General features: G+C 57.1%; 8 protein-coding genes. 1 reads left to right on the forward strand and 7 read right to left on the reverse strand.

Going from position 1 to position 13,900, the window contains the following annotated elements; translation table 11 throughout:
• Positions 1 to 483: 483 nt before the first annotated feature.
• The 7 genes from B2R17_RS04895 to B2R17_RS04925 all read right to left on the reverse strand — a co-directional run bounded on the left by B2R17_RS04895 (position 484) and on the right by B2R17_RS04925 (position 12,297).
• The gene (locus B2R17_RS04895; protein ID WP_286763084.1) at positions 484 to 2,277 is read right to left on the reverse strand and encodes a DNA methyltransferase; all 1,794 of its coding nucleotides are present in this window, start codon (positions 2,275 to 2,277) and stop codon (positions 484 to 486) included.
• 32 nt (positions 2,278 to 2,309) lie between these two features.
• Positions 2,310 to 4,313 carry a hypothetical protein gene (locus B2R17_RS04900; RefSeq protein WP_286763085.1) on the reverse strand — a complete coding sequence of 668 codons (2,004 nt, stop codon included), beginning with the start codon at positions 4,311 to 4,313 and terminating at the stop codon, positions 2,310 to 2,312.
• The gene (locus B2R17_RS04905) at positions 4,310 to 4,831 is read right to left on the reverse strand and encodes an RNA polymerase sigma factor (protein WP_007328193.1); all 522 of its coding nucleotides are present in this window, start codon (positions 4,829 to 4,831) and stop codon (positions 4,310 to 4,312) included. The genes B2R17_RS04900 and B2R17_RS04905 overlap by 4 nt, the downstream gene beginning before the upstream one ends.
• A gap of 19 nt (positions 4,832 to 4,850) precedes the next feature.
• Complete coding sequence (locus B2R17_RS04910; protein ID WP_286763086.1) at positions 4,851 to 6,119, reverse strand: DUF1501 domain-containing protein; 1,269 nt, start codon at positions 6,117 to 6,119, stop codon at positions 4,851 to 4,853.
• 117 nt (positions 6,120 to 6,236) lie between these two features.
• Entirely contained in the window at positions 6,237 to 7,928 is a 1,692-nt protein-coding gene (locus B2R17_RS04915; protein ID WP_286763087.1) for a DUF1549 domain-containing protein, read from the reverse strand.
• A gap of 474 nt (positions 7,929 to 8,402) precedes the next feature.
• Entirely contained in the window at positions 8,403 to 9,437 is a 1,035-nt protein-coding gene (locus B2R17_RS04920) for an SMP-30/gluconolactonase/LRE family protein (protein WP_286763088.1), read from the reverse strand.
• A gap of 169 nt (positions 9,438 to 9,606) precedes the next feature.
• The gene (locus B2R17_RS04925) at positions 9,607 to 12,297 is read right to left on the reverse strand and encodes a hypothetical protein (protein ID WP_286763089.1); all 2,691 of its coding nucleotides are present in this window, start codon (positions 12,295 to 12,297) and stop codon (positions 9,607 to 9,609) included.
• Between the two features lie 263 nt (positions 12,298 to 12,560).
• Here B2R17_RS04925 and purM point away from each other — a divergent pair, with 263 nt between their 5' ends.
• Positions 12,561 to 13,640, forward strand: coding sequence for a phosphoribosylformylglycinamidine cyclo-ligase (gene purM, locus B2R17_RS04930; protein WP_286763090.1), 1,080 nt, complete (start codon positions 12,561 to 12,563; stop codon positions 13,638 to 13,640).
• The last annotated feature ends 260 nt before the right edge of the window (positions 13,641 to 13,900 follow it).

The raw sequence follows: 13,900 nt of genomic DNA on the forward strand, positions 1-13,900 counted from the left end.
CTACGCCGATTGCATTGGAGACACTGCGAACGCTTGCGTTGAAGCAGGTCGGCAGGAGCCTTTCGGCATTTGGACTGTTTCGGTAAACGTCGTTGCTCCCACGTACAACCGGGGCTAACGCCCAAACGGCTCACATGATTATGCCCGGTCATTCCTGCCGACCTGCTTAGCGGCCTGTTGATTTAATCTTAACCCGAAGCGTTACCGCTTGTCGGTTGAGTCGTCAACGAGGTTTCAACGCGTGTAAGAGAGGCACTCTTGCCCGTCAAAGTTGCGGATGTCGGACAAGAGTGGCCACACTACAGCAATATCGACAAGCCGGGTAACGAAGCATCGCGTGCCATTCCAACCAGCGGAGGTTGCATAGCGTGATCGCAAGTTCACCGGCAGGAAGCCATCACAATGTTCAACTCGCAGAAACGCAGATTCCCGTTCCTACTGAACCAAGACAATGTCTGAACAATCTCACATCCTGGACCGTTGTCACTGAATTTCGAAAAGATCCTTCCATAAGGAAACGAGGTTCCGTGAGGTTGCCTGATTTTCTTGCAGCCATTGGCACATCGCGAGGCGTCGTTCGGGGCCAGTCGCGTCCTGGATCAACGCGGTGCGGACTTTGGGCTGGCCACCGGCCTCGTTTCGCCAAAAGCGTTCTGCCGATTCGCTGGCGAGGTGGTCGCCAAAACGAACGGAGAAGTCGGAGGTTTCGCCCACGAACAACACGGAATCGTCTTGGGCGAGCACCTGGTACAGGCCGCCTTTCGCGGAGCCGGTTTTGGAAGTTGGGCCAGCGCTCGCGTTCCACTTCTTTGCCGCTGAAAACTTTGGCTTTGGTGGCTCAGTGGCATCTTCGCCGGGTTGATGTTCACGCGCAACGTTGGCCCATGATCGCAGTTGGGTCGCACACCAACGAAGTGTCAATGGATCGGCGTCAGCCGCATGCATCACTGCTTCTCGATCAAATTCTGATAGCAGCTTGGGATCGGTGAAGATATCGTCCAAGCTGTGTTCGGGATAACGTTGCACCAGGGTCGCCCACGCCAATTCAGCGGCGTAGCTGAACCGTTCCAGTGTGGTCGTCGGGATCGTCGTGGGACGCTCGGTGTGAATGCCTTCGGCGGTGAGTGAACCGGACGCGCGAAGTTCGATCAGTCGCTGGCGTAGGGACGCAGCGGGCTCGCGCTCGGAGATCCGGCGACAGGCGGATTCCAGGCGATCGCTGAGGACCGGATCGAGCAACACTCGATCGACGGAGTGGCCATCATGGATTTCGCGGAAGGCGTTGATCAATTCGCCATCGGTCATGGAACGCAGGGTGTCAAACTGGAATTCCAACTGTGGTCCCACTTGTTGGGTTGCCCAGCGTTGTCGTTCCTCTTCGCGAGCGAGTTTCTCCGCTTTCGTTTCGTTCTTCTTGCCGTTGGTGGCGGGGGCACTGCGAAGAGGGTCTGCGGCACCTGTCAGCGGATCGCCAACACGAATTTGATCGAGACGTTCGGTTCCGAGCGAAACGTATTCTTCGCTCATTTCAAAGCTGATGAATTCGCGACCGAGTTTCTTGGCAACGGCGACGGTGGTGGCACTGCCGCTGAAGGGATCCAGCACTTTGTCGCCGGGGTCGCTGCAGGCTCTGATGATGCGTCCGAGCAACTGTTCGGGCATTTGGCATCCGTGGAATCCAGCTCGCTCTTTGAACGTGCCCGCGACTCGTGGGAAGTACCAAATGTCTTCGTCGGCCGTGAAGCCGTAGGGCAGGTCCTGAGGTCGCAGAATCCAGGTGTCGTCGGGCATGCGACCTTTGCTGTTGGCTCGGCGGTCGTTGTAGACCAACTGCCGGGCCGAAGGCACACGCACGGCTGGATCGTCCGCGTTGAACTTGAAGTGCTTTGCGTCTTTGACGAAATGAAACAGGTGAGCGTGAGATCGCGTGAATTTGTATTTACAGTGCACGCCAAAGGTGTAGTACCAGATGACCCAACTGCGGCATTGGAAGCCGATCTGTTGTGCGAGCACCTTCAGCTCGGCGGCGTACTCGTCGCCGATCGCCAACCAGAAGGCTCCGTCATCGGCGAGGACGCGGTGCACGCCGCGAATCCAGCTCTCGGACCACTGGATGTATTCATCGGATTCCAGCGAGTCGTCGTAGACGTCGTAGGTGTATCCGATGTTAAAAGGCGGGTCCGCAAACACCAAATCGATGCAGCCGGCTGGCAATTCAGCCATGCCCTCAACGCAATCTGAAACGTGGATTTGTCCGAACGCAGGGGGAGTCTTCAAAACATTCGGATCCATTCACGGGCCACAAACAATCAACTGTTGGGCCGGATGATCCACCATAAACGTTCGAAGATCAACGCCTCATCGTCGCCAGACGCAAGAGCTTGGTGTGCCAATTCACGCTGGGCGGTGTTGAGTTTCAATTGACCCGCCAAATGGGCGACGTGGTCCAATCGGCTGTCAAAGTCCGGCAACCGGGAAATCCAGGCCGGAACGATCATTGACGATCGCATTGGGTAACCAGTCGAAGCGACCACGGTTTTGCGATCTCGGTTCTTGTCAGGACGGCGGTCGCCCGAGCCAGATGCGGATCCATCGGTGGTCATTTCACTGCCGAGTGGCTGGGCCAGCAGTGCATCGCGACCGCTGCCGGCGGGCCAATTCGGTTTGGCGTCCAGTTGAGCGACTTGCAATCGACGTTGGGCAGATTCAGGCCGACGAAACGGCGATCGAGCCGCCATCGCGTGGACAGCGGAGACGGCGTTGGACCACTGCTCATCGTCCGCGACCAGAATGCCCTGTGGCGACATCGCCTCGGGTACCGAGCGAGTCATCACGGCGTCGGACAGCAGGATCGACAGACAACGCAGGACGTCGAAATCACTGGCAATCAAATCATCGACCAAAGGACGCAGTGTCTCGGGCGGCACAGAGGCTGCCGACGCAACGGACAAATCAAACGGGCTGGTCGTGGACGGGGAATCATGGACCATCGTGAACAACGTGGACACAATGCCCTCCGCTAGCTCACGCGAACCGACTAAATCTTCGGACCAGGCCTTCGATTGTTCTTCGGTAGGAGGACTGGCCAATTGACGGCGACCATCCAACGTGTCGTAAAACAAATCTTTCCCGGCACGCGAAGGATTCAACAGAGGTGCCAGTCCAGCAGCGACGGACCAGTAATCGGCTTGAGTCGGAACCTCATCGCCCGCATTGGGAACATCGTGGCAACGTTGGCAACGCAAGTCTTGGTGATTCGTCAAAGCGGCTGTCTTGACGGTGACTTCGTGCAAGTCCGCCGGTTGCAGCATGCGAATCCAAGGCGTCGCAGCGGATGTCTTGGAGTCGGAGGCTTGATCGCCAGCCTTTGGTGTCGTTTGCGAGGGACGCATCCACGATGCGATCAATCGGTCCGCGCCGGTTCCTGACTTCAGCACTTCGCTGAGTGACTTGGTGGCGTTTTCGTTCTGTGAGTTCTTGCCAAGGAACGAGGCCAGCAGACGATTGGAGATCGCTTGTCGATTGGAAGGCTTTTGGATGGCAACTCGAATGGCTGCGGCGTCGCCGATTGCATCGACAGGAACTTCGATTCCCAAACGATCAGCAAGCTCTTGTCGGATCGATTCGTTGTCTCGCGATGGAGTCGGGCTGATCCCGAGCCGCTTCCAGTGCGATTGCCAACGCGTATCAACCGATTTGGAAACCAAGGTGATCGGCGAAGGCGAACCTGAATTGCGATCGCGTTGGGTCGTTGGTTGATCCAGCGATTCCGGCGAGGCATCTGTCAGGGAACCAGGATCGTCGGCGTTGTTGCTCGACGGATTGCCGGCCAATTCAATTGGTTGACGACGTTCTCGAGGAGTCGATTTGGGTTGTGGCGAGGTGTCGTTGCCCTCATTCTCGACGAGTGGAGCTGGTCCCGGAACCGTGGGAGCGTTTTGGGCAGATTCTTCTGCCTGAGCTTGCAACGCCAAATCGGATCGATACTTCAACCCGACGGCGATTCCGACGCTCAGCAACAACGCGGCGGCGGTTCCGATCAGGAGCGTGACGATCGATAGTTTGGAGGTGTACTTCGATGGTTGCGAAGTCGCACTGACGGATCCGTTCTTGGATCCGGTGCGTTTGGTGTGCGAGCCTTCGTCTTCATCCGCCAAACGTTGCAGAATGATTCCGGTTTGATCGGGAGGTGTTGGACCACCGAATGCTTCCTGCAATAGCAGGTCCAACATGGCGTCATCACGCAACGAATCGGAACCCTGGTTCTCAGGTCCTTCGCTGTGCGGATCAGCGGGAGATGGATTGGTATTCATGACGGTTGGGTTATAGCGCGGAGTTTTTCTTCCACGCAATCTCGAAGTTGTGCTTTCGCTCGCTGCATCAGGTTTCGGGCCCCGTGGTCGGAGATGCCGAGGTTTTCCCCGATTTTCACTCGCGGTGTGTTGTGAACGAAACGCATCGCCAAGGCGTCACGAGCACGTTCGGTCAGGCTCTCCATGCATTCTCGGAGGGCTTCGACGGTTTCATTGCCCGTCAAATCCTTGCCCGCCCAACGTTGCCAACTTTCGTCCAGCAACTCAGGTGAATCAGAAAGGTGGATCCGTCCAAACTTTCGGTGATAGGAAACGAGGAGGTTGTAGGCCGTCCGTCGCAGGTATTCTGAGGTGGCTTCGTCTGAATGTTGAACGAAGTTGTCTCGTCGAAGTACACGCAGAAACGTCTCCTGCGTCAAATCGTCCGCCGTGGCGGCGTCACATCCGAGCAGTCGCAAATACCGCCAAATTCCATCTTGGTGGCGGACAACCAATTCAGCTGGTGAAAGTTCACTCACACATCCATTGGCCTGGGTCTCAGGCCACCAATTCACGAATGAGCTTTCCGCCGCCAGCAATTTTCATCGGTCGTCCGTTGTTACTGGTGAAGGTGGTTTCGGTTGAAATTCCCAAGCCTTTGCAGACCGTCGTCATCAGATCTTCGCTGCTATAGGGTTCCGTCTCAACCGCAGTTCCGTCGGAATTGGTCTCTCCAACGGCCAAACCGCCCTTGATTCCCGCTCCGCCAACCACGCAGGACCACGCCCGAGCAAAGTGATCTCGACCCGCGTTGGCGTTGATCCGAGGTGTTCGGCCGAATTCGCCCATCCACATCACGACGGTGTCCTGCAGTAATTCTCGCTGTGCCAGATCCTCGACCAGAGCACTCATGGCTCGGTCCAGGTTAGGCAACTTGGTGTCCTTCAGCGTTGCGTGAATGTTGTTGTGCATGTCCCATCCGCCCAGATCGACTTCGATGAACGGAACCCCAGCTTCGACCAAACGACGAGCCAGCAGACATCCTTGGCCGAAGTTGTCGGTTCCGTAGCGTTCTTTGACTTCGTCGGGTTCTTTCTCGACACGGAACGCTTCCATTTGTTCGCTGGTCATCAGGTCCAGCGTTTTGCCCAACACCTTCGCGTGTTCAGCAGCGGGCGTGTCGCGGGTCCGCTTGGCAAATCCGCTCTCGATCATGTTCAGTGCCGCCATGCGTTGCAGCAGTCGTTGATCGTCCAAGTTCATTTTCAAGTTGCGAACGCGACCGTTGCTGGTGACGGAAAACGGCGACCAAGCCATCCCCAGGAAACCAGGTCCGGCGCCCGCACCGCCGACCGATACGAACGGAGGAATTTCCAACTCGGGGCGTTGCTCAATCAGTTCGTGAGCGATCACGCTGCCGTAGCTGGGGTGTTCGATGTTGGGGTTGGGAACGTAACCCGTGTGCATGTAGTAACTGCCGCGACTGTGGTCGGCTTCGCGAGTCGACATGCTGCGAACGACCGACAGGTGCTTCATTTGTTGTGCGACCATCGGCATGTGCTCACAGATCTGAGCGTTGCCCGTCGTTGAGATCGGACGGAATGGACCGCCGGTCGGAGCACCGGGTTTCAGATCCCAAATGTCGATCGTTGCCGGACCGCCACCCATCCAAAGTAAAATGGCCGACTTGCGATTGCGTCGCATCTCATCGGCTTGCGCGGCGATGTTGCCACCTAGAGTCCACGCGGCAGCAGCTGCGGCAGATGACCCAGCCAAGTGGCTCATGAAGTGGCGACGCGTCATGCCGTTTGGTGTGGAAAGATCCATGGTGAACTCCGGGAAAGAAAAGGTGGTCGGTTTGAGGCGGTGGATGAACCGCCGCGGGTTTGTTTTGAGAAGAAGACTCGCCGAGGTGACGGGTCTCGAGGTCGATTCAACGCAGCGTCAATGCTGCATGATGAATTCGTTGCTGTTCAGGATCGCCCACCACATGTCTTGCAACATCTCGGGCTCGTTGCCTTTGCGGGCGACCAGCAGCTTGCTGGCGATCGACACTTCGTTCTTGGTCGGACGACGTGCCAAACCGCTGAGGAACAATCGCGTCACGCGATCTTTGGGTGAACGACCGGTTTGGCTGAGCTGATCCAGGAACGATCCCGCTTCCAGGCTGATCGCGTTCTTGGTGAGGTCACCGTTGAACAACATCAACGCTTGTGGGATCGATCCGTTGAACGTTGTCGTTTCGGTTCCCTCGTCGTTTCCAAAGGCGACGACGAACTGTGACAACCAACGACGACGTTCGGCTTCCTGTTGTTCGTAGCTGCCTTTGGACTGCGCGTTGCTGGCGGTGACCATCGACGCGTAGAGCTGTTCAGCACTCATCTGACGCAAATAGAACCGTGAGAACTTCGGGGACTCACCGATCGTTGGATCGTCGATCTCGTTGCTGGCACTCAGCGTGGATGCCAATTGGTAAGGACGGCTGAGCGTGATCCAGGTGATCAGTTTCTTCAGGTCATAACTATTGGCTCGGAATTCTTTGCCAAGGTTGTCGAGCAACTCAGGGTGCGACGATGGGTTGTGTGGTCCCAAGTCATCGATCGGACGAGTGAATCCATAGCCGAGGAACATCGACCACATTCGGTTGACGATCATCTTGTCCAGGTACTCGCTTTGCAGCATCAGTCGTCCGAGTTCTTCTCGGCGATTGACGTCTTCGACAAAGCCACTTTTTTCGATTTCGGTGCCATCGGTGAAGACCGGGTAAGCGACCTTCTGCAAACCGTTTCGCAGTTCGTAAAACACGAGCGCGTCTTCGGGGTCGTTGGCTTCACCGGCAAAGTCTTGGCTGACCAGTTCGGCCGACTCGATGTCTCGCGTTCCGTCAACGAACCGGCGCAGAGCACGGGTTTGGCGGAAGAACGCGTTGAACTCCCAGAACTTCTGTTGCTTCCACTGGTTGAACGGGTGGTTGTGGCACTGGGTGCATTGGACTTGTTGTCCCAAGAAAATTCGCGAAACGCTGCTGGTTGCGAGCGTGCCTTTTTCGGCGTTGACTTTGTCGACCAGGAAATTGACCGCTCCGTTGAAGTTGGCGTTGCCGGGTGTCGTGGAACCTTCGGCCGTGACCAACTCATACATCATTTGGTCATAAGTTTTGTTTCCCGCGAAGCTGTCGCGAAGATACTTCTGCATGCCGGTTCGGTTCGTCAAATCTCGACGGTCCGTGCCACCGCTGCGACCAATCAACAAGTTGGTCCAAACGGTCGACCAATGGTTCGCATATTCTTCGGTGTAGCGGTCGTCATTGAGCAAACGGTCGACCAAGTTGGTTCGTTTATTCGAATCGCGATCGCTCACGAATTCGGACAATTCTTCGAGCGATGGGATTCGCCCGATGACATCTAAATACACCCTGCGGCACCAAGTCGCGTCGTCAGCTTCCGCGGCAGGACGGATCGAGAAATCTCGCCAGACCTGTTCGATCGAGTCGTTGATCATCGCCACCTGAGGCGGGGCCGCTGGACCGGCGGCATTCACGGCAGGAGCCGTCGTCGCCGATAGACACGCGAAGAATCCCGCGAACAGTAACCCTTTGCAGGGCAGCCCGTTGAAAGGCAGAACGAGTGATTTCATGAAGACGCTCGAGAATCGAAGAAAAGATTGGACCAATCTGCCGGCCGAAAAAGCAAACCGGGGAGTGGTCAGACACCAATCGCTGCTGGATGCCGCCAGGTGGAATCACCGGCTCAGTGCGTTCCGCAAACGGCAGTGCGTTCTGGGCCAGTAAAGATAGAACGAATGGGTTCTAACGATGTACCCACCGGCGTTGAGCGTGTTGTCGACCACCATTCATCTTAATCCAATCGGGCTCCGAACCGGGCCGAACTCGTCTGGGGGACGGAGAAAACGCGGTTCTGGACGTGTTGGCGTGGCCGGATGTTTCGATTTTCCGGGGGGAGCGACTGCCACGTTGGCGGAGTGGCGATCAGCCGGTCCGCCTCGATCTCTTCGCGATTTCATGATGAACATCTTCGCTCGCGAACGGAATCCTGAAGGAGCCGGCGAGCGAAGTCTGCTTATAAGTTCATGATCGCTGTCGCAATTCGCTCAGTTTGAAATGCGAATTCGGCAGAGCTTGTCATCGGCGGTCATGTACAGCCACTTTTCGTCGCTGTCGAAAGTGCAATTGCTGGTGCGTCCGCCGGTGATGATTCGTCCCAGCAATTTGCCTTCCGGAGTCATCACATAAATTCCACCGGGGCCGCTGGCGAACAAAGTTCCGTCACTGTGAATCGCCATCCCATCGGGAAGACCAGGGAACTCTTTCATCGCCTCGCTCGCGTTGCCAAGTACACGACGCTGGCCCAGCGTTCCGTCCGACTTCAGCGGGAACGCCATCCAAATCGGTTCTTGAGGATCGCTCTGGGCGACATACAGCGTCTGCTCATCTGGTGACAATCCGATGCCGTTGGGACGAGCGATGGAATCCGTCAGCAGAGTCATGTCGCCCGTTTTGGTGACCCGGTACACACCGCAGAAATCAAGTTCACGTCGCTTGTCTTCTGCACGCTCGGGCAATCCATAAGGCGGGTCGGTGAAGTACAGGTTGCCATCTTGGTCAAACACCAAGTCGTTGGGACTGTTGAGTCGTTTGCCTTGATAGTTGTCGACGATTGTTCGTTTGCCACCATCGGTGGTCAGAACCGACACGCGGCGGTCACCATGTTCGCACATCACCAAGCGACCTTTCGCGTCCAGCATCAAACCATTGCTGCCAGGTTCCAACCCATAGTACGTGTTGCCGGTGTAACCACTGGGTTGCAAGAACAGTTCAATGCCTTTGTTTTCACTCCAACGGAAAATGCTGTTGCGAGGAATATCACTGAACAACAAGGATCCTTCCCCGCCCTCTTCTTTTGCGGGAACCCAAACGGGGCCTTCGGTCCAAGTGAAACCAGCGGCAAGCACTTCGATCTTGGTTCCCTTCGCGATGTATTGATCGAGCGAGTCATCCAGACGTTCGACTTTGCCGATGGTCGATGGTGTTTGGGCAATCGCACCGCAGCAGGTCATCAAGGACATCAGGGAAGCAGCCATCGCGGCGAACGCGACGCGACGATGACAAAGCGAAAAAGACTTCATGTTGGGGATCTCGATTGGGAGGCGGGGATGGATGGAAGGATGGGTGGCGAAGCATCTTATCCACGACGCCGGCGCGATACAAATTTTGCGATTCGAGTCAGCGCAGACGCGAGGCATCCGTCATGCACTCGCGGGTTCGACCCTTCGTGAACTTACGTCGAGGGCATCACTATTCGGCGGTGTACCGGATGTCGCCTCGGCGCAATCGAGCTTGCCACTTTTTGATGTCGCTGTTTCGACGAGCCACGTTTTCTTGGTCGGGACGATATCCCAGCGTTTCACCCACGATGTCTCGCAAGTTTTCAATCGCCAACACTCGGACTGACATCGAGCTTGAATTCAAATACTCGATCAGCTTCGCGTCCGCACCCGCTTCGAGTTGATCGTTGTTGTAGCCAACCAATAGTTCAAACAGGATTTCGTCGTCTGCTTGTTCGGCCTGTTGAATGGCGTCGTCGATTGCTTTCGCGGCCTGAGCATCCGATGCCATGTGCTGGCGAAGTTGTTGGAAGTGCTCGGTGAAGTACAACCGGTGCCGCGGCGTGCTGAGGATACCCGTCGCACCGAAGTAAACATCGGCTCGACCGATCAGCAGCAATGTTTGTGCGGCCAAGGCTGATACTTCGACGCGGCGAAACGCCATCGCTTCACGCAGTTCTTTCTCGAGTTCTTTGTCGTCGAACGAACCGTCACGGCTGACGAATTCCAGCAATCCTTCGCGGGCGGAAGTGACCAACAAGTCCGCTTTTTCGGGAGGGTCGATCCAGTTAGGCAATCGTTCCACGTCGCTCACCTCGGCGGCCGATTTGCCCCGTCCTCGCCATTGTTGCCCGGACTCAAGCGTCACTGTCTCAGTGCTGGCTTCTGCGTCGTCTTCTCCTTCCAGCGGTTGCTCCTTCAGTTCGACGGTGCCTTGGACCGCAATGACTCGGTAAATGGGCATTCGGTTGGCCGGCACGCGTGGGTCCATTCCCAGCGGTCGAAGATGAGTCACTTCGATTGCCAAGACCGTTTGCGACTCGGGCATGGTCATCTCGATTGTGCGAGGTCCCAATTCCCAAACCGCCGTTACGTTCTCTTGCGTCGATGCCAACAGCAATCGGCCGTCATGCAATCGTGTGATGGTCTTCGCGAGTGTGGCCGCTTCGGGGGCGGCGTCTTCTTCCATTTCTTCGGTTGCGGTTGCTTCTTCCGATACAGCGGGCTGCGTCGCCGCCACTTGCGAGATCGACAATCGTGTCGGTCCAGCGAGTGTCCATTCGAGACCTTGGTCGCCCGCCAGGATTGGGCGGTACAACGATGGGGCCAAGACGGTTTGACCGGCCGATACGAATCGCAGGCGGTCGTCCGCTGGAGCGTCAGCATTTTCTTCTTCGCCGTTATCAGCTGTTTTCTTCTCAGCAGGCCATAGGCGACGCCAGCCGGCCGTATTGGCCGAAGTGGTTTCCTCATCGGATTCGGCTGCGTCAGCTCGCGGGTCTTGCGCCAACACGACGGCTTGCTCGTTCACCAAATAAGCCACCTGCGTTCCGTCGGCAACGCTTTCTGGTGCCGGCGATTCCGGCGGGCTGACTTCTTCGATCGCCGCGACTGATTCGGTCGGCGTTGTCTCAGGTGGAGTCATGCCAGGCGGGATCGGCGGTGCCGCATCGACCGCTTCGGGCATATCCGCGATGGCAGCGTCCGCCACGTCTTCTGCTGTTGTTGGCGTTTCATTTGAAGTGGGGCCGGCGGGTTCGGTCTTCGGCTCGGGTTCAGTCGTTGCGGGAGTCTCCGTTTCCGTCATGGGAGCATCGCCAGTCGAGGTTTCTAGATCGGGAGATGCTGCCGTGTCGGTGTTGTCGGAACCGGCATCGGGTTCTTTGGTTGTGCTCGGTTTTGGAGTCGCTGATTCTGGAGCTGTCGGCGAGGTCGCTTGTTGGTTTTTCGGTTCGGGCGTTGGAGCCGTCGGCGTTTCGTCCAAGTCAGTGTTGTTGACGGTTTCGTCGTTCAACTTGTCTCGATCCGCGATTTGACGGTCACTCAGCGGAGCGAAGATCTTGCCGAGTGCAAACAACAGGACGGCAACCAAGGCCAGCGAAACCAACCAAGGTGTGATTCGTGACGGACGCACCATGCCGCCATAACCATCCTCTCGCATCATCGCTCGCGTGGTCCGAGCCACCAACTCGGCTTCGGATCGCGACGAGGAGGGCGTTGCGGAATGACCGACCGGGTTGCGAAGCCGAGTGGGAGCATCGGCCACACCGGAATCGCTCGGGCCGACTGGAGAAATTGGTTGTCCCGAATGCGTGTCGTCTTGCCCGATGGTGACCGCATCGACGGAAGCCACTTCGCCGGGGACTTCCGTCGCACCTTTTTCGTCGCCGGGAATGTCCAGCGAAGAATAGGAAGCCGTTTCCGCGCTCGCGATTGTCTTGGATGGACTCGCGTCGGGGGCTCGTTCGATTTGTTGCTCCATGTTGCGGAGCGCCTCGCTGGAGGGCAACGCATAGATCCGCTCCTTCAAACCATCGCCGACTCGTGCGGGTTGGCCCAACACCATCGTCAAAATTTGGTGGCACGCTGCGGCTTCAGCCAGCGTCGTGTCGGATTCCAAGCACACCCGTTCGACCTCGGCGATTTGTTCCGCCGACAGGGTGCTGTCCAGGTACTCGCTGATGACGTTGGCGTTTTCCAGTGGGCCGACCGCATCCGGTGACATGGCCCCCAAATCAGGGTGGTCCATCGCGGATTGGATCCTTGCGACCAGCGACGTGGCGTAGCTGCTTTCGTCAATTTTCTGCTTCAACAACTTCTCGTCTTGCTCGTCGAGCATGTCGTCGAGGTAGGCCAGCAAGGTTCGAAGGGTCAAACGCATCGGACAATTCCGGTGAAAAAAGCGGGCCGGCGGAGCGGCAGATATCAGTCAAAAACAAGCGATTCGGTCGAAAGACACCGCAATCGTGATGTCCTCCACCCTTGTTAGTGACGTCGCGGCAGCGAATCCGTGCAAGGAAATCCGAAAATCAGGCAGGAATCCAATCGAGACACGCGAATTCGGGGCCCGGTCTCGTCATTTCGAGGTTCGCCGGTCATGATTGGGCGTTTTCAAGCCCGTCCTCCCCGTCAAATTTCTCGTTCATGGCTTCGACCTACAAAGACGCCGGCGTCGATCTGGATGTCTACGCTGAATCGATGAGCCGCTTGCCTCGGCTGATGCACCGCACGTTCAGCCCCCGCGTCATGCCCAGTGACGGTGGTTTTGCCGGACTGTTTCGCTTGGACTTTCCCGGCAAACTGTTCGCTCGCAACTACGAAGATCCGGTCCTGGTCAGCGGCACCGATGGGGTCGGGACCAAGCTGAAAATCGCTCAGACGATGAACCAGCACGAAACGGTCGGCATCGATTTGGTCGCCATGTGCGTCAACGATTTGATCTGCACCGGTGCCGAGCCTCTGTTCTTCCTCGATTATGTGGCGATGGGGCGAGACGACCCCGCACGTTTGGAACGCATCGTTCAAGGCATCAGTGATGGCTGCGTCGACGGCGACCTGGCACTGCTGGGCGGCGAAACCGCGATCATGCCCGACATGTATGGCACCGACGACTACGACTTGGCTGGATTCGCAGTGGGCGTCGTCGAACGCAAGCGATTGGTTGATGGGCATCTGATCGCCCCCGGCGACGTCGTGTTGGGACTGCAAGCGTCTGGACTGCACAGCAACGGTTTTTCACTGGTTCGAAAAATTATTGCCGATCATGGGCATCAATGGAGCGATGTGATCGACGAACTGAACCAAGACACGAAGACTCCTGAAACGCTGGCACAAGTCTGCCTGCGTCCGACGAAGATCTATGTTTCGGCAATTCGTTCGATCCAGTCGCACTACCGAGTCAAGCAAGTCCTGCATGGCATCGCTCACATCACCGGCGGCGGCATCGAGGAAAACCTGGACCGAATTCTGCCACCGGGCGTGAATGCGGAAATCGATCCAAACGCTTGGACTCCCAATCCGATCTTCCAGTGGCTGCAACAAACCGGCGACGTGGCAACGTCGGAAATGCGACGCGTCTTCAACATGGGCATTGGCATGGCTGTGGTGGTCAACGAGTACTATGCCGCCAGTGTCGCCAGCCAAGTGGCCAAGGCCGGCATTGAATGCTCACCCATCGGCCGAATTGTCGAAGGGTCTTCCAAGGTGGTGTACAAGGACGCCTGAGCGAAAGTCACCCGCCGTCCTATAAGGCACTTCGCGAGGCCGGTCTTCGCGAGTTAGGTGGACCGCTAGCGGGCTGTTGATTCAATGAGCCGTATCGCGTTAGCGGCGGCTGATCCGGCGCCCGCCGGGACTAACGCTGGGCTGTCCGATCTTTGGTATTGATACCGGAATTGGCATAGGTTCTTGAGACGGTTTCTGTCTTCGGTTACCTCTCCCCCGGCGCAGCCGGGGGAGAGGTCGAGCACGCCCTTCAGGCGTTG

Source organism: Rhodopirellula sp. UBA1907 (assembly GCF_002337565.1).
Taxonomy (GTDB): Bacteria; Planctomycetota; Planctomycetia; order Pirellulales; family Pirellulaceae; genus Rhodopirellula; species Rhodopirellula europaea.